This is a genomic window from Bartonella sp. SL320, assembly GCF_059687635.1.
The window spans coordinates 1289553-1313884 of the sequence record NZ_CM185143.1 but is presented as its reverse complement, the minus strand read 5'-3'; the positions used below and the strand labels follow the sequence as shown (position 1 = coordinate 1313884).

The following is a 24332-nucleotide window of genomic DNA, read 5'->3' as shown; positions in this document are numbered from 1 at the left end:
CTATCCTTAACGCAGAATTCAAAAACTTTTAGTAGGCTACAGTATAGCAGTTAAAATTTGCTTTCTTTAATGTAGAACAAGCATCAAATGCTTCTTTTTTTGATTGAAACCCTGTAAAGCGGGCTCGATAATAACGCCGCCCCTTTTTTTCAAACAGTTGCATATGTGAAGAGGCGTGCTTTAAAGTAGAAAAAGCTGTATTTTTTGCTTTTACAAGCAAAGTTTTGGCTTGTTCTTTACTAGGAAGAGAACCAATTTGGATAGCCCATCCGGCGTTTGTGGACAAAGAGGCAGTTAGAACTTTATGAGTCTCAACAGGTATAATTTTTTGAGGGTTAGGTATTGGTATAATTACTTTATTTACAGCCGTTATTGCGATATTGGAGTTTTTGGGTTGTTCTGCAAATGCTGTTAACAGAGTCGAAATTTCATCGTCAAAATTATTTGAATCAGCTTTAATAGTCGGTATAGGCGTATTGGCACCATTGGGTAAATGATAGTGTACAGAGGCCATTAAATGTTTATCACTTTTCATTTGGCTTGCTTTTGGTAAATATCGATTCAATAAGCTCGCCATATGTTCGTCACGTGCAGTAGATGATTTTCCTCCCATAACAACAGCGACAATAGAGCGCCCTTCAAGACGCATCGAAGTTGCTAAATTAGAACCTGACATTTGTGTATATCCTGTTTTAATTCCATCAACACCTTTCATTATTTTGACGAGTTTATTATGGCTGTTAATGGTATGTCCACGGAAATTAAAGCTTTTTATTTTGAACAATTTATATTGTTTTGGAAAATGTTTACGCAGAGCTAATGACAAAGTAGCTATATCTCGTGCTGTAGAATAATTGTGCACATCCGGCAGTCCTGAAGCATTGGCAAAATGCGTATGTTTCATGCCAAGTTTACGGGCTTTTGCGGTCATCATTCGAGCAAATTTTTTTTCACTGCCTCCAAGATATTCTGCAATGGCTGCAGCAACATCATTTGCGGATCTTGTAATGAGTGCTTTAGCGGCAGCTTCTGCAGAAATTGTTTGGCCTGCTTTAAATCCAATTTTTGTCGGTGGGCGCATTGCTGCGTAATGTGAAACAGGAATTGGTGTATTGGGTGTCACACGACCCATCTGCATTGCTTCAAATAGGAGGTATAATGTCATCATTTTTGTTAAAGAGGCAGGATAACGTTTCAGTGTTGCATTGGCTTGAAAGAGCGTTTTTCCCGTAGAGGCATCAATAACAATGGCCGCATACTTATCAGGATAAGCTCCTTGAGGTGTCGCTGATGCCCAACAATAAGAAAAAGCTAACATAACAAAAGAAATTGTTATTTTTTTATAGTAGCACATAATTTTCTGACCGTTAATATACACTTGCAGTATCCTATTTCTCCATTTACCCTAAAAAACTTCTATAAAGTTTTCTTTTTTGTAACAAGTTGGTGCAGTTTAGACGAATGGTATTACTAATTTGTTTACAGAAGTTATTTTATGAGTGATTTAAATCTAACCATAGAGGAAAGTCTTTTCTTATACGAAAGAGCTATTGCAATAGTTGTGAAAGAACTTAAAATTAATAAAAAATATGCTGCATGGAAAACGATAATGGGACAAACACTCATAATAAATCCTATACCTTATATTATGCATAATATTATGCATCATGAAAAGGGCAAGAGTTGGGAGGGGGGTAGGCATGATGTGGTTATAATACCTAAGGCTAGACAAAAACTCCAAAAACCTAAATTATATCGTGTCCTTTTACTTAATGATGATTACACACCTATGGACTTTGTTGTTTTCATTTTGAAAAACTTTTTCAAAAAAAGTTTCGAAGAGGCAACGCAGATTATGTTAGATGTTCATCATAATGGGATAGGCGAATGTGGAACCTATACTTATGAAGTGGCTGAAATGAAAATAGAACAAGTAAGGGAGTGTGCACGTCAAAATGAACATCCATTACAATGTGTAATGGAATGGAAGTGAGGAATTATGCCATCTTTTACACCTAGCCTTGAAGAGGTTTTACATCGTGCATTAACAATTGCTACTCAAGCGCGGCATGAATATGCAACATTAGAGCATCTTCTCCTTGCGTTATTAGATGATGCCGATGCAAATTTGGTTATTCAAGCATGCCAAGTAGATATAGAGGAATTGCGAGAACGCTTAACCAATTATCTTCGCTCAGAGTTAGATGAACAAATTAAAGCTGATGAGGATACAAAGCCTACGACTTTTTTTCAGCGAGTTATCCAACGTGCGGTGATACATGCTCAATCAGCAGGAAAAGATGAAGTATCGGGAGCCAATGTTCTTGTTGCAATTTTTTCTGAACGTGAAAGCCATGCAGCCTATTTTCTTCAAGAGATGGGAATGACACGCTATGATGCTGTACGTTTTATTTCACATGGTATCACGCGTGATGATGGGTTATCTATGTTACTTGAAGGACTTGAAGAGCAATTAGATCAGCAGATTTCAGACAATGGTGAAAGGGTAACAAGTGCTTTAACGAGTTATTGTGTTGATCTCAATTGTAAAGCACGGAATGGAAAAATTGATTTATTAATTGGCCGTGAAAGAGAAATTTCACGCATGATTCAGATTTTATGTCGAAGATCAAAAAACAATCCGCTTTTAGTTGGTGATCCTGGAGTGGGAAAAACGGCTATAATTGAGGGATTGGCAAAGCGTATTGTTGATGGACAAGTGCCTGACATTTTATCAAATGCAACGATATTTTCTCTTGATATGGGGGGACTTGTTGCTGGTACCCGTTATCGTGGTGATTTTGAAGAACGATTAAAGCAAGTGATTAAAGAGTTTGAGCTTTGTCCTGATGCTATTTTATTTATTGATGAAATTCATACCTTAATTGGAGCAGGGGCAACATTAGGGGGAAATATGGATGCGGCAAATCTTTTAAAACCTGTATTGTCTTCTGGAACTATGCGATGTATTGGGTCAACAACTTACAGAGAATATCGAAAATTTTTTGAACAAGACCGTGCTTTAGAGCGCCGTTTTCAGAAGATTGATATTAATGAACCTTCTGTTCCTGATGCGATTAAGATTTTGCAGGGGATGAAGCCTTACTTTGAAGATTTTCATCAGATCAAATATACCGATCAGGCGATGAAGGCATCGGTAGAACTGTCTTCACGTTATATGGTTGATCGTAGATTACCAGACAAAGCAATTGATATTATTGATGAAAGTGGTGCGGCGCAAAAGCTTTTGCCACAAAAACAGCGTAAAAAAACGATAGGTGTTAAGGAAATTGAAGCGACGGTTGCGACAATTGCAAGAATTCCTTCCAAAACAGTTTCGCGGAATGATCAGAAGATATTGAGTAAGCTTGAAAGGGAGCTCAAGCATGTTGTTTATGGGCAAGATCAGGCCATTTCTGCATTAGTGTCATCCATTAAATTGGCTCGAGCTGGTTTACGCGAACCAGATAAACCAATAGGAAGTTATTTATTTTCAGGACCAACAGGTGTAGGAAAAACTGAAGTTGCAAAACAGCTGGCATCATCTTTAGGCATTGAACTCTTACGTTTTGATATGTCAGAATATATGGAACGCCATACGGTAGCGCGTTTAATCGGTGCTCCTCCAGGTTATATAGGGTTTGATCAAGGAGGTCTTCTTACAGATGCAGTTGATCAGAAGCCTTATGCAGTCCTATTGCTTGATGAAATTGAGAAAGCTCATCCAGAGTTATTTAACATTTTATTGCAGGTCATGGATTATGGTCGATTAACAGACCATAATGGCAAGAAAATTGATTTCCGTAATATTATTTTAATTATGACAACCAATGCTGGTGCTTCAGATATGGCAAAATCAGCGATTGGATTTGGAAAAGTTAATCGCGATGGTGAGGATATAGAAGCAATCAATCGGTTATTTACACCAGAATTTCGTAATCGGTTAGATGCAATTATTCCGTTTGCACCTTTATCGCACTTAACGATTAATCAGATCGTGCAAAAATTTATTTTTCAGCTTGAAGCACAGTTAGCTGATCGGGGAATTTCTTTTGAATTAAGTCCTTCTGCAACTTTATGGCTTTCCGATAAAGGATATGATTCTCAGATGGGAGCACGCCCATTAGGCCGTGTTATACAAGAATACATTAAAAAGCCATTAGCGGATGAAATTTTATTTGGAAAGTTACGTAACGGTGGCATCGTTCGCGTATTGACACAAAAATCAAATGGCGAAAAAGAAAGATTACAGTTAAAAATTTCCTCTTCCGATATATCTATTGGCTCAAAGAAAAGTAAAACAAAGAATTTTAATAAAAAAGCTGTAGGAAAGAAAAGCACAACATCTTAAGAACGTGTTACAAGAGGGCCTATTATAGGGCAGCACGAATTTTTTTGGCATTCTCTTCAAGTATTTCTGTAGGTGTTATTACTTCATTGTGGGGGGAAAGTTCTATTCCTGTCATACGTGGTATAATGTGGAAATGAAGATGGTAAACGCTTTGTTGGCTCGCTGCTTCATTAAATTGCATGACCGTTATACCATCTGCTTGAAAAGCTTTTTTAACAGCATTGGCGATTTTTTGAACAGCTTTAATAACAGAAAATAACGTTTCAGGATCGGCATCAAGTAAGTTTCTAGAGCCTTTTTTAGGAATAACCAGCGTATGACCTGGAGCTTGTGGCATAATATCCATGAAACCAATAACATCATCATCTTCGTAAACACGAACAGAAGGGATTTCATTACGAATTAATTTAGCAAAAATATTGTTATTGTCATAAGCTTGTTTCATACGAATATTTCCTTTTATTGTAAGTTTAGAATTTTAATTTCAAAACAAAAAAACGCAAGTTTTATCAGAGTGTAAGACAAAGAATATTTTGATTTCAGTTATATTTAAGAGAGACAATGTCTTTAATAAAAATTTAAATTTCTATGATAGCTTCAATTTCTACAGGAACATCCATAGGAAGAGAAGCAACACCGATAGCAGAACGGGCGTGTTTTCCAATTTCACCAAGAATGTTAACGAATAAATCAGAAGCGCCATTGGCAACAAAAGGGATATCGGTAAAATGAGGATCGACAGCTACAAAAACAGTAATTTTTACTACGCGTTTTATTTTATTTAAGTCTCCTAGAGTTTTTTTAAGTTGAGCGAGAATATTAAGAGCACAAGCTTCGGCTGCTTGTTTTGCCTGCTGAGTATTTACAGTTGCACCAACTTTACCAATGGCTGTAGGCTTTCCATTCATAAGAGGAAGTTGTCCAGAAATAAAGATTTGATTACCACTTTGTGAAGTAGTAATATAATTGGCGAGAGGTTGCGTTGCTTCAGGAAGAGTGATACCGAGCTTTTCTAAGTTTTTTTCGATCACATTGGTCATAGTTTAAACTCCATAGCTGTTCTATATACATTCATTGCATAACCTATTTTCTGACTGAAGGAAATGTGTGGTTAATTGAGAAATGAGCCTTTTTTGCTTTATTGTATAATGTTACGCAACGGGAATAAAGTTTGGAAGTTAGGAATGATTAGATTATTATTTATAATAATTTTATATAGTATTTTTTTATGTACTGTGAGAGCTGAAGAGCCTATTTTTATTGTGCCTCATCGAGCAATTTATGATTTTCATCTTGATAGCGTCTCTCATGAAATGGCAATTTCAGGGATGTCAGGGCGAATGGTTTATGAGCTTACCGGTTCTCCATGTCAGGGCTATAGCACACGTTTTCGTTTTATTAGCCGTACTCACATTGATGATATGCCAGTACGTTTAACAGATCAACAGACGACGAGTTATGAAACGGGGGATAGTCGTACATTTCGTTTTGATATTACCGATCAAGAGGGAGAAGAGGTTGCACATCGTGCTGAAGGGGTAGCACAGCGTACTGAAGATGGACTTACAGTTACTTTAAAGAAGCCAAAGGAAAAAGAGTATAAGCTTGCCATGGCTGAATTTCCAATAATGCAACTAAAGAATATTATCCGCCATGCAAAAGCAGGAGATCACTTTTATAATGTTACTGTATTTGATGGGACCAATAAAGCCGATAAAGTTATAAAAGAAAGTATCGTTATCGGAAAAAAAACGGCGCTTTTATCTGATAGCGAAACGGAAAAAATGAAAAAACTGAATGAAGAAGAATATTGGCCTATTACAATCTCTTATTTTGATGATGCAGAAAATAAAGATGGTTTGCCGGTTTATCAAAGCAGTTTTCTCTTAAATGAAAATGGTGTTATGCGTGATCTTCGTATCGATTATGGTACTTTTTCAGTGCGTGCAAAATTGAATAGTCTCGAATTTCTCGAGCTTGGAAAAGATCTTGATCAATGTGAAAATGCAAATATTAAATGATTGAAGAAAATGACTTGAAAAAGAATCAAATATTAGTATGTTTGCGCTATTCCACACGCGGAGTTTGGGTGTTTGCCAATGATTTGTAAAAAAAGTCTAGTAAGCATCCGCCGGTAGCAGTTTTTTCTGCTTTTTTCCGCGGAGGTTAAACCGGAAAGGATAAAATTTATGGCACTACCCGATTTTACGATGCACCAGCTTTTAGAAGCAGGTGTGCATTTTGGTCACCAGACTCATCGCTGGAATCCTAAAATGACTCCCTATATTTATGGGCAGCGGAATAATATTCATATTATTGATCTTGCTCAGACTGTTCCACTTTTACATCAAGCGCTTAAGCTTGTTTCAGATACTGTTGCGCGTGGTGGTCGCATTCTGTTCGTTGGAACGAAAAGGCAAGCTTCTGAAATTATTGCTGATGCGGCGAATCGTTCAGCGCAATATTATGTTAATGCGCGTTGGCTTGGCGGTATGTTGACGAACTGGAAAACAATCTCCAATTCGATTCATCGTTTGCGTAAGCTTGATGAAATTCTTGCTGCTGAAGCCCAAGGCTTTACCAAAAAGGAACGTTTAAATCTTGAACGTGACCGTGAAAAGCTTAATCGTGCGCTTGGTGGTATTAAAGATATGGGCTCTGTTCCAGATCTTATTTTTGTTATCGATACAAATAAGGAAAATATTGCACTCCAAGAAGCGAAACGTTTGGGTATTCCAGTGATTGCTATTATTGATACCAATTGTGATCCCGATGATGTAACACATCCAATACCAGGCAATGATGATGCTTCACGTGCAATTTCGCTTTATTGTGATCTTTTTGCTCGTGCTGCTCTTGATGGTATTGCGCGCCAGCAAGGTGCGATGGGTATTGATTTAGGAGCTCAAGTTGAGGCACCTGTGGAGCCTGTTTTGGAAGAAAACGCGGTTTCAGCAGTTCCTGAGTGATATAAAACGCCTAATTAAGGTACTTTTATTATCGAAAGAAAAGGGTATAGGCGTGCAGAGGAAGTTTGCACGCTTTCACTGTTACAGAATAAAGAGGCAAATATGAGCGTTACTGCTGCACAAGTAAAAGAACTTCGGGAATTATCGGGCGCCGGTATGATGGACTGTAAAGCTGCTTTAGCAGAAACCAATGGTGATATGGAAGCTGCTGTTGATTGGCTTCGTAAAAAAGGAATAGCTAAAGCAGATAAAAAGGCTGGTCGTACGGCGGCTGAGGGATTAATAGGAGTTGTATCAAAAGATTCACAGGCAGTTTTGGTTGAGATTAATTCTGAAACAGATTTTGTTGCACGCAATGATGGATTTCAAGATATCGTGCGCAACGTAGCAACTGCTGCCTTGGATACGCCAGGTGATGTTGAATCTGTTGCTGTTTCTCTTTATCCAGGCTCTGAGAAGACTGTAGACGTTACGATTAAAGATGCAATTGGTACTATTGGCGAGAACATGACGTTTCGTCGTTCTGCTAAATTATCTGTTGAGAATGGTGTTGTGGCGACTTATATACACAACAGTGTGGCTGATGGGCTTGGGAAACTTGGTGTTTTGGTTGCAATTGAAACAACAGGAAATAAAGAAGCTGCTCTTGCTTTTGGGCGGCAGGTTGCCATGCATATTGCGGCAACCAATCCATTAGCGCTTACAGCACAAGATGTTGATGCTAGTGCTGTTGAACGTGAAAAAGCAATTTTTTCAGATCAAGCGCGTCAGTCTGGAAAACCTGAAAATATCATTGAAAAAATGGTAGAAGGACGTATGCGTAAGTTTTTTGAAGAGGTTGTTTTGCTTTCTCAAGCTTTTGTTATGAATCCTGATATGACCGTTGAAGCTGCTTTAAAAGATGCTGAGAAATCAATTGGTGCTCCAGCAAAGATTACAGGCTTTATTCGTTTTGCACTGGGTGAAGGTGTGGAAAAAGAGGAGTCTGATTTTGCTGCAGAGGTTGCGGCAGCTGCAAAAGGCTAGTTATTACAAACTCTTGATTAGAGATTTAAAGCCATTATTGGTTTTAGGGTCTTTGAGTAAAACAATATAATTGTTTGAGAGGGCGTCACGTGAAAGAAGTGGTGCCCTTCGTGGTGTCAAAAGCAAAAAGACAATGTGCTTTTGGGGAGATTATGAATGGCATTAGCGCTTCCGTATAAACGTATTCTTTTAAAGGCTTCTGGTGAAGCTCTTATGGGGGGGCAAAGTTTTGGCATTGATGTTTCTGTTGTTGACCGTATTGCTGCTGATATTGCAGAAGTGCGAGCAATGGGGATAGAAGTTGCAGTCGTTATCGGGGGGAAATATTTTTCGTGGTGTTGCTGTTGCTTCGCATGGAGGAGATCGTGTGACGGGTGATCATATGGGAATGCTTGCAACGGCTATTAATTCTTTAGCATTGCGAACATCATTAACAAAATTAGGGGTCGAAGCCGTTGTACTTTCTGCGATTGCTATGCCACAAATTTGTGAAAGTTTCTCACAACGTAAAGCAATAGCTTATATGAATCAGGGAAAAGTTGTTATTTTTGCGGGCGGTACAGGAAATCCATTTTTTACCACTGATTCTGCTGCGACTTTACGGGCAGCGGAAATCGGTGCGGATGTTCTTCTTAAAGGAACACAAGTTGATGGTATTTATTCAGCAGATCCCAAAATAGATCCTACGGCTAAGCGTTTTGATCAATTAACGCATGCTGAGATTTTGCAATGGGGATTATCGGTGATGGATTCAACGGCAGTCACTTTAGCTCGTGAAAACAATGTACCGATTATAGTGTATTCTATTCATGAAAAAGGCGGTTTGGCTAAGGTCTTGAATGGAACTGGACGCTTTACAATAGTATCGGAATAAAGGTAATCTTCAAAAGATAATTGAAGGAGGCATAAATATGAATATTACGTCAATTATGGATGATCTGAAACGTCGTATGGATGGTGCTATTACAGCTTTTAAACATGAATTGGGTGGTTTGCGGACGGGGCGAGCATCGGCCAGTTTATTAGAACCGTTGACTGTTGAATCTTATGGTTCTGTTGTGCACATCAATCAGGTTGCAAATATCTCTGTTCCCGAACCTCGGATGCTTTCCGTTTCTGTTTGGGATAAAACGATGGTAGGAGCTGTTGAGCGTGCTATCCGTGATTCTGGTCTTGGTTTGAATCCCATAACGGATGGTGCGACTTTACGTATTCCTTTACCTGAATTGAATGAAGAGCGTCGTAAAGAACTTGTAAAAATTGCGCATCACTATGCAGAGCAAGCGCGTGTTGCTACACGTCATGTTCGTCGGGATGGTATGGACAATTTGAAAAAGTTAGAAAAAGATGGTGAAATCGGACAAGATGAAGCCCATAATTTATCTGAAAAAGTTCAAAAACTCACAGATGAGACTATTGCTGATATCGATAAAATTTTAGCTGTGAAAGAATCTGAAATTATGCACGTTTAGAACCGTTTTTTCATCAGAAAAAAGATATTATATGTCCAGTGTGTAAATTGTCTTTATAGATTAAGAGCAGGTAAGTAATCACACTGTGATAGCAAGGTGGTGTGATACAGGAGGTTATTTTATCATCTTTGTAGTTTATAAGGGAAAGATTCATTAGAAAAGGCTGATTGCTTTTATTCTTTAATTTGCGCAGCAAATTATGCCCTTTGCTGAAGGAAACTATTTAACAACGTGCTAAGAATTTTTTGTTCAGTATGTCGTTGTTAAGCTACATGATTAAAAACATTAAAGATTACTTCAATATTCTAAGATGGAGCTGAGAAAAGTATAATGCATTGCTCTTACATTCAACGATAAAATATGCACATAGGAAAATATGCACATAGGATGGGTCAAGCGGATGTTATGGGGTATTCATTTTTTTATGGCGAAGAACTGATAGGAAAGTTTTTATACGAAACTTCTGTGAATTAATTTATGTGGGGCGTAGATAGTTTCTTTCTCATTTTAATTTAAAAAATATTGAAAAAATTATTTTAGGATTAGCTTTAATAAGGGAGATTTTTGAAGCTGTTCTCATTGATTATTCGTCTTGTAAGCGCTATCTTGGTAGATGAGATCATTTATGATAAATTATAAGAGGAATTTGTACAAGTGTGCAATAAAAATACTGTGTAGGGAATTTTTGTTGCATCAATTTTAGAGTTTGTATTTTTTTACTTTTATTGTTTGGATGTTGTTTTGTCTAATTTGGTCTATCGCGTTCTGACAGCTTTTATATTTGGCGTTATTGCTTTGTATCTAACGTGGCTGGGAGGAATCTACTTCATTATATTTGCATGGTGTATTGGTGGTTTTATTCTTTATGAGTGGATGCGTATTACGCAGGAGAAGTGGTGTGTTTTACAAAAAATATTAGCAAGTATTTTTTATTTTCTCTTTGGCTTTTTTTTAGTGTCGAGATTATCTGCTTCATTGGTTTTTTGTGTTTTAGTTTTTTTGGCTTTGGTCCTGGCTATTCTTTCTAAAAAAAAGAATGGTTGGGTTTTTTGTGGTTTTTTATATGCATCTTTTCCTGTTGCGGCTTTATGCTTTTTACGGGACCATGAGATGTTGGGGTTTCAAGTTGTTATTTTCTTATTTACGATAGTGTGGGGAACAGATATTGGTGGATATTTTATCGGCCGTGCATTGGGGGGGCCTAAATTAGCACCACAATTTTCTCCTAATAAAACATGGTCTGGAGCACTTGGAGGTACATTATTCGGCGTTTTAGGTGGTCTATGGGTTGCTTTTGGATTTTTTGATATCAATTTAGCAAGTTTTTTTGTGCCACTCCTTACACTTATTTTATCAATTGTTTCCCAAGTAAGTGATTTAGGACAATCATGGTTTAAAAGGCACTTTTCTGTTAAAGATTCTAGCTCTTTGTTGCCTGGACATGGTGGATTTATGGACCGCATGGATGGGTTGGTAGGAGCGGTTTTACTTCTTTATTTAATTGGTTCTTTTATGTCTGATATGGACACACCTTTTAATCTTTTTAGTATGGTTTAATGGGGAGAAGGTATTTTGGAATTTTTAAATCATATGGTCACGACGGGTGACATTCTTTTAAGAAGTTTGAGTATTCTTTTCATCGTTATGATTATCATTTTTGTGCACGAACTTGGGCATTATCTCATTGGGCGGTGGTGTGGTATCAAGGCTTTGGTTTTTTCACTTGGATTTGGGCCACAAATAGCCAGTTACACAGATAAGCATGGTACGAAGTGGCGTTTAGCGCTTATCCCCTTAGGAGGTTATGTAAAGTTTGTTGGAGAAGAGGAAAAAAACGATACGGTATCATCCCAATCATCTCCGATTATTGATGGTTCATTTGCTGGTGCACATGCTTGGAAAAAAGCAGCAACTGTTTTTGCTGGTCCTTTATTTAATGCCCTTTTTACTGTTGTTATTCTAACATTTTTTTTCTTTATTTATGGTCGTGTTATCATTGAACCTGTTGTTGGCTCTTTGGTAAAAGAGGGCCCTGCTGTTCAGTCTGGTTTAGCGTTAGGAGACCGTTTTATTGAAATGGATGGTCAACGGGTTGAAAGTTTTAAAGACTTGATGAATTATGTGGCTTTTCATGGAAAAAAACCGATAGAGTTTAAAATAGAACGCATGGGGCGAGAGTTTACAACGGTCATTACCCCGGAAGTTGTTGAGCGAGATGATGGATTTGGGAATCTAACACAAATTGCTATGATAGGTGTGGGGGGGCCTGTCGATTTAAATAATCCTTCAAATGTAGATCCAGTTTATATAAAGCATGTCCGTTATGGTTTTATAAAAGCGGTAAAAGAAGCATCAAACCGTACAGTATTTATTGCCACTCAAACTGTTCTTTTTATGAGTCGTTTAATCGGGGGTAAAGAAGATCGTTGTCAATTAAGTGGTCCTTCTAAAACCGTTAAAATTGCTTGGAAAGTAAGTGAGACAGGTTTTATCTCTTTATTGAATTTGGCTGCTATTCTTTCAATAAGTGTTGGGATTATTAACCTTTTTCCGATTCTACCGCTTGATGGTGGGCATCTTGTATTTCATGTTATTGAGGTCATCACAAGGAGGAAGATATCCGCTAAAATTCAGGGAATGGTTGTTCGTTTAGGTTTTTCCCTTCTTCTCCTTTTTATGATTTTTGTCTTTTTTAATGATTATTTTTGTTGGTTTAGCTAATTAAATTATGGAAAAGACTTTATAAATTGGGTAATAATAGCAAAAATAAATTGAAGGTCGTTTACCATGTCTGCAAAATGTTGTGGCGTTGTATATTATAATGGGTAATTAAGGGATAAAAAGTCTCGCAGTAAAAAGGTTGTTATGGCATAGCTTTTTAAGGCATCATGTCTAAGGAACAAGAGTAAGGTAAAAAAACCAATGACTACGAATTCAAAGTTTTTAAATGCAGCATCTGTGTTGGTGTTAAAGATGGGGATGATCGCTCCGGCAGCGGTCTTTATGTCAATTGCTGCGGTTGGGGAAATACAAGCGTCTGTAGTCCGTTCTATTGAGGTTCGTGGGAATAAATTCGTGAGTTCTCAGGCGATTCGTGACAATATGGGTATTAAGGCTGGACAAGGGGTTTCCAGGGGTGATGTCGATCATGCTGTGAAGAATCTTTTCGCATTAGGTTTATTTTATGATGTTAAAATAAATCAAGTAGGTGATAAATTGGTTGTGTTCGTAAAAGAATACGAGGTTGTCAATCAAGTATTATTTCAGGGAAATAAATCTTTTAAAGACCCAGATCTTAAACGGTTTATTTCTTTAAAACCGAATGAGCCTTTTAACTCTGCTAAGCTTTCTGCTGATATAAATACAATTCGTGAAGCTTATAAAACGCTTGGCCGTAATAATGTCACTGTTAACGTTCAAACGATTAACCTTGGAAAAGGGCGTGTTAATGTGGTATTTAATGTGGTTGAAGGACAAAAAACAAAGATTGGTGATATTACTTTTAGGGGAAATAGTGTCTTTGGAAACCGTCGTTTGCGTGATGTGATTTCAACAAAATCTTCAGGAATTTTTTCGAAGTTGTTAGGAGGCGATGTTTATAGCGAAGAACGTCTTGCTGCTGATGAAGAAGCTTTACGTCGCTTTTATTATAATCGTGGTTATGCAGATTTTCGTGTTGTTTCCTCTAAAGCGACTTTTGATGCTGCAAGCAATACGTATAAAATTTCTTTCCTTCTTGATGAAGGTCCGCGCTATAAAATTAGTGATATTCAGATTGAAAGTGATGTTGATGGAATTGATATTCAATCTGTAAAAAGCAAGCTTAAAACCCAACCAGGTAATGTTTATAGCGCAGAGGATATTGAACAGTCTGTCGCAATTATTAATAATAAGGTTGCTGATTCTGGGTATGCTTTTGCTAAAGTTGAGCCGCGGGGAAACCGTGATTTGGCAAATCATACAATTTCAATTTTATATAATATTGAACAAGGTACACGTGCTTACATTCAGCGTATTGATATCCGTGGCAATGAGAAAACCCGTGATTACGTTATTCGCCGTGAGCTTGATTTGAATGAAGGAGATGCCTACAATCAGACTTTATTACAACGAGCAAAGCGTCGTCTGGAAAGTTTAGGTTTCTTCAAAGCTGTTAATATTTCGATGGTTCCCACTGATCAATCTGATCAGGTTATTTTAGTGATAGATGTCGTTGAAGCTTCAACAGGAGATCTCTCTCTTTCTGGGGGATATACGACGGGAGGAACAAGCCCTGGTATGTCACTTGAAGTTTCAGTTACTGAGCGTAATCTTGGAGGACGTGGCCAGTATGTTCGTTTAGGGTTAGGAGCGGGGCAAGAGAAATCTCGTAATTATAATTTATCATTTGTTGATCCATATTTTTTAGGGTACCGTTTATCGGCTGGTATTGATGTTTTTCGTAGTACTTATCGTGCTGATAAAGCCTATGATGTACGACAGACAGGAGGATCATTACGGTTTTCGTTACCGATTAATAATCAATTATCTGCAAATGTTGCTTATTCTTATGTACAGGAAGAATATGACTTTGGCGGAGAGTATGATTTTGACAAAGAGAGTGATATAATAGAATTATATGGGAAATATTCTGGTGCGATTGTTCAAGCGGCAAAGAACAGCCCATGGAAACGTTCATCAATTAGTTATGGTTTAACCTATAATACGATTGACGATATGAGAAATCCCCATGATGGGTGGTATGTGCATCTTCTTCAGGAATATGCAGGACTTGGTGGAAATGCAAAATTCTTGAAGACCACGGGTAAGGCGATGATGTACAAAACTCTTTCTGATCAGAGAGATATTGTTGGTTTGCTTTCCTTTGGCGGTGGTTATATCCACGGAACAGGCAAAGAGGGTGTTCGTATTTTCGATATGTTTAAAGCCAATACTGATATGATCCGAGGGTTCAAATACAATGGGATAGGTCCACGTCAGATTTCCAGTAAAGGTGAAGTTTATTTCTTAGGGGGAACGACATATATGAATGCAACTGCTGAAGTGCAGTTTCCTATTCCTGTTGTGCCTGAAGGATTTGGATTACGCGGTGCTTTATTTGCGGATGTTGCTACGCTTTATGGCAATAATTATAAAGCCGTTTTTAGTGGGGAACCGCCTGTTACCAATACCAAAAGTGCTTGGCGCTCATCTGCAGGTGTGAGTTTGATGTGGGAATCTCCATTTGGTCCGTTGCGTTTTGATTATGCTTGGCCAATAACAAAGCAAGAAGGTGATCGTTTGCAGCAATTGAACTTTGGTATTTCTACGAAGTTCTAATTTGAGTGTTTTAAGAAGGAAAAACTTGAAGAAAATAGCTTAGGCTGGGAGAGAAAGTGTTTTGATGGCGGATACATTTTTTTTTACGCCGTCCCGGCAATTAACAGTTGCAAATGTTGCTGAGTTGACGGGTGCAAAGCTTCTTAATCCAGAGTTTTCTCATAAAGTTATTAATACTCTTTCTTCGCTTGACAGTGCTGTAGAAGGTTCCCTTATTTTTGTAGAGCATCGGAAGTTTTCTGATGCTTTACTAGACAGTTCTGCTGCTGCTGTTTTTTGTACGAATGATATTGTTTTTAAAGTTCCTGAAACGATGGCAATTTTAGTGACATCTACACCGCAGCGGGATTTTGCTCAGATTGGTCGTATTTTGTTTCCTGATTCTGTCAAGCCGATGCCCTGGTTGGGAGAAAAAGGGATTTCACCGCATGCGCATATTCATCCAACGGCTAAATTTGCCCATGATGTGTGTATTGAAGCGGGAGCAGTTATTGGTAGAAATGTTGAGATTGGGGCAGGAACTCTTGTTTCATCCACAGCTGTTATTGGTGAAAATTGCCGTATTGGACGTGATTGCTATATTGCTCCTAAAGTAACTGTTCAATGTTCTTTAATCGGTGATAGGGTTCAGCTTTATCCTGGTGTTTGCGTTGGACAAGACGGTTTTGGTTATGTTGGGAGTACTTCTGGAATTGAGAAAATCCCACAACTTGGTCGCGTTATTATTGAGGATGATGTAGAAATTGGTGCGAACACAACGATTGATCGTGGGACATTTCAAGATACTGTTATTGGAGAAGGCAGCAAGATTGATAATCTTGTACAAATTGCTCACAATGTAAAAATTGGCCGTTATTGCCTTATTGCTGCTCAATGTGGAATCGCAGGAAGTACATCGATAGGGGATATGTCTCAGCTTGGCGGAAGTGTTGGAGTAGCGGATCATATTGTTATAGGTAAATGTGTTCAGATTGCAGCGCGCAGTGGTGTTATGAATGACATTCCGGATGGTGAAAAATGGGGAGGTAGTCCAGCGCGACCATTTAAACAATGGTTTCGTGAAGTAGCGACGTTACGCAGTATGGGAAAAATTAAAAAGGAGAAAAGCTGATATGATCAGCACTGAAGGAGTAAAAAAATTAGAGGCTGTTGATATTGAAAAACTGCTATCGATATTACCGCATCGTTATCCATTTTTATTAATCGATCGTATCGTTGATATTGATGGTGAACAAGAAGCGATTGGTATTAAAAATATAACGATTAATGAACCACATTTTACGGGACATTTTCCCGCAAAGCCTGTTATGCCTGGCGTTTTGATTTTAGAAGCTATGGCACAAACGGCAGGAGCAATAGCACTTTTAAATTTAGGCAATAAACGAACGAATCTAGTTTACCTTATGACGGTTGATAATGCGAAATTTCGTAAGCCGGTTATGCCTGGTGATCAGCTCAAGATTCATGTTCAGCTTTTAAAAAGGAGATCTGGCATGAGGCGCTTTTCATGTGTTGCAAAAGTAGAAGATGTCTGCGTCGCTGAAGCAGAAATTGCTGCGATGATTGTTGAAGAAGAATAAACGATATTTGATGGGAATTTTAAAATGTCCGGTACGAGAATCCATCCAACTGCCCTTGTAGAGAAGGGAGCACAGCTTGGTGAGAATGTACGCGTTGGGCCATTTTGCCATATTAGTTCAGAGGCTGTTATTGGTGATGAATGTAGTTTGACAAGTCATGTTGTAATCATGGGAAAGACAACTTTAGGGGCCAAGAGTAAGGTTTTTTCTCATGCCGTTTTGGGAGCAGAGCCACAAAATAATAAACATAAAGGGGGAGATACAACTCTTTCTATTGGTAAAAATTGTACGATTCGTGAAGGCGTAACAATGCATAGAGGCTCCGATTCGAGTGTGGGAGTGACGATTGTTGGTGATAATTGCCAATTTTTTTGTTATGCGCATATTGCTCACGATTGTCATGTAGGCAATCATGTAACATTTGCTAATAACGTAATGATTGCTGGTCACGTTACGATTGGTGATTATGTGATTATCGGTGGTGGTGCTGCTGTTCACCAATTTGTTCGTGTTGGACATCATGCATTTATTGGCGGTGTATCTGCACTGGTAGGTGATCTAATTCCTTATGGAACAGCTGTTGGTGTGCAGGCAAAACTTGCTGGATTGAATATTATCGGCATGAAGCGTGCAGGGCTTAAGCGTCAAGATATTCACGCACTTCGTCATGCGGTTTCTATGCTTTTTGATCATAGCAAGCCATTTAAAGAACGTGTCGATGATGTTGCTTCTTTCTATTCTTCCTCTCAGTCGGTTGCCGACGTTGTTAATTTTATTAGAGAAGAAGGAAGACGTTTTTATTGTACACCAAAATTTGAAGGTGATAGAATAAAAGAACATAAGGATTAAAAATGCCTATTTGGGGTGCCAGAAATGTTCTTTCCGGCCGTACTGCTGTTATAGCAGGAAGTGGTGTTCTACCGATTACTGTTGCGCAGGCTCTTGAGAAGAATGGAGAAAATCCTTTTCTTGTGCTTTTGCAGGGTGAGGCGGATTCTGTTCTTTACCGCTATGAGCATTGTGAACTATCAATTGTAGAATTAGCGCGACTTGTTAAAATCTTAAAAGAAGCTGGCGTTTATAATGTTGTTTTGGCAGGTGGTGTGAAAAAGCGACCACTTCTTACACAATTGCAACTGGACTGGACAACATTTTTAGCTCTTCCTAAGTTAATCGGAGCTTTGAGGAGGGGGGACGATGCGTTATTAAAAGCTTTTATAAGGGTTATTGAAGCGCATGGTTTTTGTGTTATTGGTGCTCACGAAATAGTCTCAGATCTTTTAGCGCCTATAGAATTTAATTTAACAGTACGGCGTGCGACGCAGAAAGAGAAAAAAGATATTCTTTTAGCAGCACAAGCAGCAAAGCTTTTAGGTCAATTGGATGTCGGGCAAGCCGTTGTCGTTGTCCAAGGAAGGGTGGTTGCTCTAGAGGGCGCTGAGGGAACTGATAATATGTTGTGGCGTGTTTATGAAATGCGAGAAAGAGGGAAAATTCCCCCTAAAGGTGGTGTTCTTGTTAAATGTGCAAAGCCTCAACAGGATGATCGCGTTGATTTGCCATCAATTGGGCCTGCCACAATAATGAATATTGCAAAGAGTGGTTTATCTGGTATTGCGGTAGAGGCAAATAGAAGTCTAATATTATCAGTGAAAACAACAGTAGAAAAAGCCAACAAATATTCTCTATTTATAGAAACATTTGAAAAGTCTGATCATGAATGATGGTTTTTTAAAGATTGCTGTAGTTGCAGGTGAGGAATCTGGTGATTTACTGGGGGCAGATTTAATTTCTTGTTTATCACAACAAATAGGATGCAACATTCATTTGATAGGTGTTGGGGGAACGCATTTAAAGGCCTTAGGTTTAAAAAGCTTTTTTGATTCTCATGATATTGCTTTAATAGGTTTAAAAGAAGTATTAAAAAAATTACCGTTGTTGTTGCTTCATATTCGCAATTTATCCAAATTTATCGCGCGAGAACAACCTGATTGTTTAATTATTATTGATAGTCCTGATTTCACGCATCGTGTTGCAAAAAAGGTACGTGTTTTAGCGCCTTCTATTCCGATTATTAAATATATTGCACCAACCGTTTGGGCATGGAGGCCAGAGCGTGCAAAAGCTATGCGCGGCTTTATTGATCATGTTTTAGCGGTTTTTCCTTTTGAAGAAAAGGTTATGCAGGATTTGGGAGGTCCTACGACCACCTATGTTGGACATCGTCTTTTGACATATCCTCCTCTTTTGAAAGTTCAGTCAGAAAAAAAGCACCAGGTAAAGCAAGGAAATTTGTGTGATCAACAAACATCATCGCTGACATTAGTTATTTTGCCAGGGTCACGCAATTTAGAGATTCGTTCTTTAATGCCTATTTTTCGAGAAACAGTAGAGATTCTTGGTCAACGTATTCCTCATTTACAGATTATTTTACCAACTTTACCCCATTTGGTGGATAGAATTCGTGATTTTGTGCAGGGCTGGAAAAGTAAAGTAGAAATTGTTGTTGGTGAGGATGAAAAATGGCGTGCTTTTGCGCAAGCGGATGCAGCTCTTGCGGCCCATGGAACGGTTTCTCTTGAATTAGCCTTAGCAAAAATTCCTACGATTCTATGCTATAAACTTGATTATTTTTCTAGACTGTTTATTTTTCCAAAAATGATGTTATGGAGTGCAGCCCTTCCAAATATCATTGCTGATAGACCTATTGTTCCGGAATATTTGAATGAATTAATCCGCCCTGGCATGTTAGCAAGACAGTTAGAACAACTTTTATCTAATCCTTTATTGCGTCAAGCTCAACTCGATGCTTTTGAGGAGGTGGAACAGAAAATGAAAATTGAAGTCCCATCGGGAATTGTCGGTGCACAAAAAATTATCACTCTTTTAAAAAACAGAACTGAAATTATATAAATAAAACAATATTTTGATAATTAATGTTTAATTTTAGCAAGAAAATCACACGCACGTTGGCTTTGAGGGGCGGTAAAAAATGTGTCCGAGTTTGTATCTTCAACAATTTTTCCATTTTCTAAAAAGAGTATTCTTTCTGAGACTTTACGTGCAAAGCCCATTTCATGGGTAACACAGAGCATTGTAATCCCTGTATCAGCCAATCGAGCCATGACTTCCAAAACTTCCCCCACACTTTCTGGATCAAGAGCTGAAGTGGGCTCATCAAAAAGCATGACTTCAGGTTCCATACAAAGCGCACGGGCAATCGCAACACGTTGCTGTTGTCCACCAGAAAGTTGTAAAGGATATTTTTCACAGTGTTTTTCAATCCCGACATGCGTTAAGTAACGAATTGCGCGTTCTTTTGCTTGTTGTTTGGAAAGTCCTTGAACCGTCATAGGAGCTAAAATACAATTTTGTATAACACTCATGTGAGGAAATAAATTAAAGTTCTGAAAAACCATTCCTATCTTTCGAAGAACATTTTTTTGCTGTTGTACAGGAGCGGTGTTGATGTCAACGTTATGGATACAGATTGAACCTTTTTGTGCTTGTTCTAATTGGTTCATACAACGAATGAGTGTTGATTTTCCTGATCCGGATGGACCACAAATAACGATATGTTCACCAGCTTGAACATCAAAATTGATGTCATGGAGGACCTGAAAGTTTCCATACCATTTATTGAGGTTTCGAATGGAGATCACAGGGTTTTGACTAGGAGAGATCGATAGCTTATTTTTTAAATTCATCTTTTTTTATTCTTTCATTGATGGATAAATTGATTAATTCAACATTTGGATTTGGTAAAGTTTTTTATGATCGTTTTATTTTATCGTAAATATCGAGTGAGGTGATGTTCGATAAAAACAATAAAACGATGAATAAGTTCAACCATAAAAAGATAGATAAGAGCAGCCCAAACGTAAACTTGAAAATCAAATGTACGTGAATAAGTGAGTTTAGCAATCCCCATTAAGTCATAAACAGTAATAAGTGAGGCAATGGCACTGGATTTAATCATTAAAATCAACTCATTTCCCAATGGGCGTAATGCTACAATCATTGCTTGTGGAAGAATAATTTTAAAAAATGTAATAGAATTGCTCAGACCTAAAGCTTTTGATGCTTCACGTTGTCCAGTTTTTACGGATAGGAAACTTCCCTTAAAGATCTCAGATTGATAGGCAGCAGAATTGAGTGTAAAAATAAAAAGACAACAATACCATGCGTTTTGAAAAAACCACCATAGACCAACTTGTTGCCAAAAACTGTTCATGGAACCAAGTCCATAATAAAAAAGGAAGAGTTGGGCTAACAAAGGAGAACCGCGGAAGAAATAGACATAAGCATTTGCAAGATATTGTAAAAATTTATTTTTTGATAAACGTGCAAAAGCGATAAGCATACCAAGGAAAAAACCAAGAGAACAAGAGATAGAAACAAGCTTAATAGTAACAATAAAGCCATCAATAAATTTGGGCCCATAACGGCTTAAAAGATCAGGATTAAAAAGAAAATAAAGCCATTCAGGAATCATTAACTTAGTACCTTTTTATAGCCCATTTGAGTATATGTTTCCAAACGGTGTAAGATTACAGTAAAAAACGCTGAAAATAATAAATAGAGTAAGCAGGCAACAAGATAAAATAGCATGGGTTCATTGGTTGCAGCGACAGCTAAATTCGTTTGTCGCATAAGGTCAACAAGCGCGATGGTTGAAACGAGGGATGTATCTTTCAGTAAAGTAAGCCAATTATTAGAAAGTCCTGGTAAGGCGTTTTGGATGAGTTGAGGAAAGACAATACGGAAAAATGTGGTTGACCGTGAAAGGCCTAAAGCTTTAGCCGCTTCATATTGACCTTTATCAAAAATGTTAAATGCTCCAAGCCAAACTTCACAAGAAAAGGAAGCAAGAACCATACTGAGTGCGAGAACACCAGCAACAAAAGCATTAATACTGAACATGACTTCAAAATTAAAATAGTCAAAGACATTTTGAATAAGGCTTTGTAATCCGTAGTATACTAAAAATAAGGTTAAAAGCTCTGGTAGTCCACGAAATACCGTTGAAAAGAGACGTGCTATAGTTTTGGCGATCTTAATATTGGATCGAATCATCATTGCATTGAGAAGCCCTAGAGGAAGTCCTAGAAGGCCACAACATAATGCTAATGACAATGTCACTCCTGCACTAGAAAGTATAACCATTCCCCAGCCACCATTGCTAAAAGATAGCAATGCTAAACTTTCAATCATTTTTATGTTCCTCTTGAAGAGTTAGATAATATTTTTTAGAAATAACGATCGGATTTCATTTAAATATTATAGTGATATTTAATTGATATCGAATGTAAAATATTTTCTCATAATTTTCTCATAAGTTCCATCCAAACGGATTTCTTTTATTGCTTCATTGAACTTATTTTTAAGGTCATTATTATTTTGACGCAATGCAATTGCAACAGGAAATTTTGTTTCCTCTAGGGTTCCTAGAAGGAGACAGCAATCTTTTCCTTCATTTTTAAGCCAATTTAATGCTTGTAATTTATCAACAATAATCATATCAAGTCGATGATTTAAAAGGTCACGGTTTACCTCTATTGTGGAAGGATAGAGTTTTACTTTCACCTCTTTAGAGGCATAATGATCTTCTGCATAAACAGCTTGTGTTGTATTTGATTGTACACCAAGGTTTTTACCTTTAAAATCTTGAGGCGAGATTTCTTTAATTCCCGAAGCTTTGGTAACAATGACAGCCAGTGCTGTGTCGTAGTAAGGATCTGTGAAGTCAATTTTTTGTAAACGCTCTTGCGTATGAGAAAGGGAAGCAACGATAGCATCATATTTTTTTGCAATAAGTCCGGGAATCATTCCCTCGAAATCTTGCGTAACAATCGTACACTCAACATTCATTTTTTTACAAAGCGCATAAGATATATCAATATCAAATCCCTGTAGTTTGTTATTTGAATCAATATAACTAAAGGGAGGATAAGTGCCTTCACTGGCGATTTTTAATGTTTTCGCATCAGCCAATGGGGTGAATAGCGCGGCGCTTATTATAAGAGCTCCTGCTAATAGTTTCATGATATTCTCCTATTGGATAAGCGGGCAAATATGAAATCGTTACATTTTTATAATCTGTAAGTTTTTCTGGAGCAATGCAAAAATTTATCGCTGTTTATTTTAGATTATTATGCTGGACATTATTATCAAAAAAATTATCTTTTTTATTGATTTAAAGAAGCGTAAATATTGTACTGTTTGTACGATGCCTAATTTGCTGAAATGATAAGTCTATATTATTTCATGAGAAAAAGCTGAGAATTTTTCTCGAAAAACAAGGCTATTCAATTTGAAGATAAAAAAATAGATCTTGATAAGATTAAAAACAAAACCCTGTTATTATCCTCAAATTTTATAAAATGTTTAACTATTGAAAAACAATTAAGAATTATTTTTTTAATAAATGTACATTTTACTCATAAAAATGCTGAATTTCTCACTATTTTTTCTGAACAAAAATTTAAAAATTGTTTTTTGAAAAGATTCGATTTTAATTGATATCGAATGTAAAATATTTTTTCATAATTGTCTCATAGGTTCCATCGGCGCGTATTTCTTCTATTGCTTTATTAAAACTATTTTTAAGATCATTATTATTTTTACGCAGTGCAATTGCGACGGGAAATTTTGTTTCTTCTAAAGTTCCTAGAAGCTTACAGCAATCTTTTCCTTCATTTTCAAGCCAATTTAAGGCCTTTACTTTATCAAAGATGATGATATCAAGCCGATGGCTTAAAAGATCACGATGAACTTCTATGGCTGTAGGGTAAAGCTTGATATTCACACCTTCAGAAGAATAGTGATCCTCTGCGTAGGCAGCTTGTGTGGTATTCGATTGTACACCAAGATTTTTACCTCTAAAGCTTTTCGTTGAAATGTCTTTAATTCCTGAATTTTTGCTAACAATGACAGCGAGTACCGTATTGTAGTAAGGATCAGTAAAATCAATTTTTTGTAAGCGTTCTTTTGTAGGAGAAAGGGAAGAAACAATGGCATCGTATTTTTTGGCAAGAAGGCCGGGAATCATTCCCTCGAAGTCTTGTGTGACAATCGTACATTCCACATTCATTTTTTTACAAAGGGCATAAGATAGATCAATATCAACCCCTTGAAGTTCGTTATTTGAGTCAATATAGCTAAACGGGGGATAAGAAGCATCACTTGCAATTTTCAGAGTTTGAGAATTAGCCGATAGGGTAAAGAGTGTTGTGCTTATTATAAGAGCTCTTGCTAATAACTTCATTATGTTCTCCTATTGGATAAGCGGGCAAATATGAAACCATCATGCATTTGTATAATCTGTAAGCTCTTTTGGAGCAATGTAAAAAATTTATCGCTATTCATTTTGCTATCATTATGCTGGATATTATAATCGAAAAAATGATTTATTCGTATCCAATATGGGGTATGGGGAAAGAAATACAAAAAAGAAGGAAAGTTTTTGTTTATAATAGGATGTGTTTTAATAGTTTCATTTAAATCAATAAGTTATCTTTAAAAGAAAAACGATTGATTTAAATATAAAGATAATTTTAATTCTCAACAGGATAAATTATCAATTATTCTTAAATTTTGTATAAAATATTTCAAT

Annotated in this window: 22 protein-coding genes and 1 pseudogene; 15 read left to right on the top strand and 8 right to left on the bottom strand. The window is 37.3% G+C overall.

The annotated features are described in order from the left end of the window. Positions 1-28: 28 nt before the first annotated feature. A complete protein-coding gene (locus tag AC6ER8_RS05455; protein WP_497077734.1) occupies positions 29-1378 on the bottom strand; it encodes a D-alanyl-D-alanine carboxypeptidase in 1350 nt (449 codons plus the stop codon). A gap of 231 nt (positions 1379-1609) precedes the next feature. Between AC6ER8_RS05455 and clpS the strand changes: the two genes are divergently transcribed. Then, positions 1610-1993, top strand: coding sequence for an ATP-dependent Clp protease adapter ClpS (gene clpS / locus AC6ER8_RS05450; RefSeq protein WP_497079619.1), 384 nt, complete (start codon positions 1610-1612; stop codon positions 1991-1993). Between the two features lie 6 nt (positions 1994-1999). Further along, positions 2000-4351, top strand: a complete 2352-nt coding sequence (clpA, locus tag AC6ER8_RS05445; protein ID WP_497077733.1) for an ATP-dependent Clp protease ATP-binding subunit ClpA — start codon at positions 2000-2002, stop codon at positions 4349-4351. A gap of 22 nt (positions 4352-4373) precedes the next feature. Here the strand turns inward: clpA and AC6ER8_RS05440 are convergent, their stop codons facing one another. Together AC6ER8_RS05440 and AC6ER8_RS05435 are read right to left on the bottom strand one after the other, a co-directional pair. Further along, positions 4374-4796 carry an HIT family protein gene (locus AC6ER8_RS05440; RefSeq protein ID WP_497077732.1) on the bottom strand — a complete coding sequence of 141 codons (423 nt, stop codon included), beginning with the start codon at positions 4794-4796 and terminating at the stop codon, positions 4374-4376. A gap of 133 nt (positions 4797-4929) precedes the next feature. Continuing rightward, the gene (locus AC6ER8_RS05435; protein WP_497077731.1) at positions 4930-5391 is read right to left on the bottom strand and encodes a RidA family protein; all 462 of its coding nucleotides are present in this window, start codon (positions 5389-5391) and stop codon (positions 4930-4932) included. 144 nt (positions 5392-5535) lie between these two features. Between AC6ER8_RS05435 and AC6ER8_RS05430 the strand changes: the two genes are divergently transcribed. The 13 genes and pseudogenes from AC6ER8_RS05430 to lpxB all read left to right on the top strand — a co-directional run bounded on the left by AC6ER8_RS05430 (position 5536) and on the right by lpxB (position 19630). Further along, on the top strand, positions 5536-6372 hold the full coding sequence (locus AC6ER8_RS05430) for a cell envelope integrity EipB family protein (RefSeq protein WP_497077730.1): 837 nt from the start codon (positions 5536-5538) through the stop codon (positions 6370-6372). A 168-nt stretch (positions 6373-6540) separates the two neighbouring features. After that, on the top strand, positions 6541-7320 hold the full coding sequence (rpsB, locus tag AC6ER8_RS05425; protein ID WP_497077729.1) for a 30S ribosomal protein S2: 780 nt from the start codon (positions 6541-6543) through the stop codon (positions 7318-7320). Positions 7321-7422: 102 nt separating this feature from the next. Continuing rightward, a complete protein-coding gene (gene tsf, locus AC6ER8_RS05420) occupies positions 7423-8346 on the top strand; it encodes a translation elongation factor Ts (RefSeq protein ID WP_497077728.1) in 924 nt (307 codons plus the stop codon). Between the two features lie 156 nt (positions 8347-8502). Continuing rightward, positions 8503-9220, top strand: a pseudogene (gene pyrH, locus AC6ER8_RS05415) (UMP kinase). A gap of 37 nt (positions 9221-9257) precedes the next feature. After that, positions 9258-9818, top strand: a complete 561-nt coding sequence (gene frr, locus AC6ER8_RS05410; RefSeq protein ID WP_497077727.1) for a ribosome recycling factor — start codon at positions 9258-9260, stop codon at positions 9816-9818. Between the two features lie 741 nt (positions 9819-10559). Next, positions 10560-11375, top strand: a complete 816-nt coding sequence (locus tag AC6ER8_RS05405; protein WP_497077726.1) for a phosphatidate cytidylyltransferase — start codon at positions 10560-10562, stop codon at positions 11373-11375. Between the two features lie 15 nt (positions 11376-11390). Further along, positions 11391-12539 (top strand): RIP metalloprotease RseP, encoded by a 1149-nt coding sequence (gene rseP / locus AC6ER8_RS05400; protein ID WP_497077725.1) that lies wholly within the window; start codon positions 11391-11393, stop codon positions 12537-12539. Positions 12540-12740: 201 nt separating this feature from the next. Next, on the top strand, positions 12741-15137 hold the full coding sequence (bamA, locus tag AC6ER8_RS05395; protein WP_497077724.1) for an outer membrane protein assembly factor BamA: 2397 nt from the start codon (positions 12741-12743) through the stop codon (positions 15135-15137). A 64-nt stretch (positions 15138-15201) separates the two neighbouring features. Next, the gene (gene lpxD, locus AC6ER8_RS05390) at positions 15202-16248 is read left to right on the top strand and encodes a UDP-3-O-(3-hydroxymyristoyl)glucosamine N-acyltransferase (protein ID WP_497077723.1); all 1047 of its coding nucleotides are present in this window, start codon (positions 15202-15204) and stop codon (positions 16246-16248) included. Between the two features lies 1 nt (position 16249). Further along, on the top strand, positions 16250-16717 hold the full coding sequence (gene fabZ, locus AC6ER8_RS05385; RefSeq protein WP_497077722.1) for a 3-hydroxyacyl-ACP dehydratase FabZ: 468 nt from the start codon (positions 16250-16252) through the stop codon (positions 16715-16717). A gap of 24 nt (positions 16718-16741) precedes the next feature. Further along, complete coding sequence (gene lpxA / locus AC6ER8_RS05380) at positions 16742-17566, top strand: acyl-ACP--UDP-N-acetylglucosamine O-acyltransferase (protein WP_497077721.1); 825 nt, start codon at positions 16742-16744, stop codon at positions 17564-17566. 2 nt (positions 17567-17568) lie between these two features. Then, positions 17569-18441 (top strand): LpxI family protein, encoded by an 873-nt coding sequence (locus AC6ER8_RS05375; protein ID WP_497077720.1) that lies wholly within the window; start codon positions 17569-17571, stop codon positions 18439-18441. After that, the gene (gene lpxB / locus AC6ER8_RS05370; RefSeq protein WP_497079617.1) at positions 18434-19630 is read left to right on the top strand and encodes a lipid-A-disaccharide synthase; all 1197 of its coding nucleotides are present in this window, start codon (positions 18434-18436) and stop codon (positions 19628-19630) included. The genes AC6ER8_RS05375 and lpxB overlap by 8 nt, the downstream gene beginning before the upstream one ends. 20 nt (positions 19631-19650) lie before the next feature. Here lpxB and AC6ER8_RS05365 read toward each other — a convergent pair whose 3' ends face one another. From AC6ER8_RS05365 to AC6ER8_RS05345, 5 genes are all read right to left on the bottom strand, one after another. Further along, positions 19651-20424: an amino acid ABC transporter ATP-binding protein gene (locus AC6ER8_RS05365; RefSeq protein WP_497077719.1), complete on the bottom strand. Its 774-nt coding sequence runs from the start codon at positions 20422-20424 to the stop codon at positions 19651-19653. Positions 20425-20504: 80 nt separating this feature from the next. After that, a complete protein-coding gene (locus tag AC6ER8_RS05360; protein WP_497077718.1) occupies positions 20505-21212 on the bottom strand; it encodes an ABC transporter permease in 708 nt (235 codons plus the stop codon). Further along, on the bottom strand, positions 21212-21931 hold the full coding sequence (locus AC6ER8_RS05355; RefSeq protein ID WP_497077717.1) for an ABC transporter permease: 720 nt from the start codon (positions 21929-21931) through the stop codon (positions 21212-21214). Before AC6ER8_RS05355 ends, AC6ER8_RS05360 begins: the two co-directional genes overlap by 1 nt. A gap of 78 nt (positions 21932-22009) precedes the next feature. Beyond that, positions 22010-22762 carry a transporter substrate-binding domain-containing protein gene (locus tag AC6ER8_RS05350; RefSeq protein ID WP_497077716.1) on the bottom strand — a complete coding sequence of 251 codons (753 nt, stop codon included), beginning with the start codon at positions 22760-22762 and terminating at the stop codon, positions 22010-22012. A 469-nt stretch (positions 22763-23231) separates the two neighbouring features. Continuing rightward, positions 23232-23984 (bottom strand): transporter substrate-binding domain-containing protein, encoded by a 753-nt coding sequence (locus tag AC6ER8_RS05345; RefSeq protein WP_497077715.1) that lies wholly within the window; start codon positions 23982-23984, stop codon positions 23232-23234. Positions 23985-24332: the final 348 nt, after the last annotated feature.

What these genes read in the sequence shown, in the direction of transcription:
- clpS (WP_497079619.1), top strand. Translation starts at nt 1,610, where the DNA reads ATGGGACAAACACTCATAATAAATCCTATACCTTATATTATGCATAAT.
- clpA (WP_497077733.1), top strand. Translation starts at nt 2,000, where the DNA reads ATGCCATCTTTTACACCTAGCCTTGAAGAGGTTTTACATCGTGCATTA.
- AC6ER8_RS05440 (WP_497077732.1), bottom strand. Translation starts at nt 4,796, where the DNA reads ATGAAACAAGCTTATGACAATAACAATATTTTTGCTAAATTAATTCGT.
- AC6ER8_RS05435 (WP_497077731.1), bottom strand. Translation starts at nt 5,391, where the DNA reads ATGACCAATGTGATCGAAAAAAACTTAGAAAAGCTCGGTATCACTCTT.
- AC6ER8_RS05430 (WP_497077730.1), top strand. Translation starts at nt 5,536, where the DNA reads ATGATTAGATTATTATTTATAATAATTTTATATAGTATTTTTTTATGT.
- rpsB (WP_497077729.1), top strand. Translation starts at nt 6,541, where the DNA reads ATGGCACTACCCGATTTTACGATGCACCAGCTTTTAGAAGCAGGTGTG.
- tsf (WP_497077728.1), top strand. Translation starts at nt 7,423, where the DNA reads ATGAGCGTTACTGCTGCACAAGTAAAAGAACTTCGGGAATTATCGGGC.
- frr (WP_497077727.1), top strand. Translation starts at nt 9,258, where the DNA reads ATGAATATTACGTCAATTATGGATGATCTGAAACGTCGTATGGATGGT.
- bamA (WP_497077724.1), top strand. Translation starts at nt 12,741, where the DNA reads ATGACTACGAATTCAAAGTTTTTAAATGCAGCATCTGTGTTGGTGTTA.
- lpxD (WP_497077723.1), top strand. Translation starts at nt 15,202, where the DNA reads ATGGCGGATACATTTTTTTTTACGCCGTCCCGGCAATTAACAGTTGCA.
- fabZ (WP_497077722.1), top strand. Translation starts at nt 16,250, where the DNA reads ATGATCAGCACTGAAGGAGTAAAAAAATTAGAGGCTGTTGATATTGAA.
- lpxA (WP_497077721.1), top strand. Translation starts at nt 16,742, where the DNA reads ATGTCCGGTACGAGAATCCATCCAACTGCCCTTGTAGAGAAGGGAGCA.
- AC6ER8_RS05375 (WP_497077720.1), top strand. Translation starts at nt 17,569, where the DNA reads ATGCCTATTTGGGGTGCCAGAAATGTTCTTTCCGGCCGTACTGCTGTT.
- lpxB (WP_497079617.1), top strand. Translation starts at nt 18,434, where the DNA reads ATGAATGATGGTTTTTTAAAGATTGCTGTAGTTGCAGGTGAGGAATCT.
- AC6ER8_RS05365 (WP_497077719.1), bottom strand. Translation starts at nt 20,424, where the DNA reads ATGAATTTAAAAAATAAGCTATCGATCTCTCCTAGTCAAAACCCTGTG.
- AC6ER8_RS05360 (WP_497077718.1), bottom strand. Translation starts at nt 21,212, where the DNA reads ATGATTCCTGAATGGCTTTATTTTCTTTTTAATCCTGATCTTTTAAGC.
- AC6ER8_RS05355 (WP_497077717.1), bottom strand. Translation starts at nt 21,931, where the DNA reads ATGATTGAAAGTTTAGCATTGCTATCTTTTAGCAATGGTGGCTGGGGA.
- AC6ER8_RS05350 (WP_497077716.1), bottom strand. Translation starts at nt 22,762, where the DNA reads ATGAAACTATTAGCAGGAGCTCTTATAATAAGCGCCGCGCTATTCACC.
- AC6ER8_RS05345 (WP_497077715.1), bottom strand. Translation starts at nt 23,984, where the DNA reads ATGAAGTTATTAGCAAGAGCTCTTATAATAAGCACAACACTCTTTACC.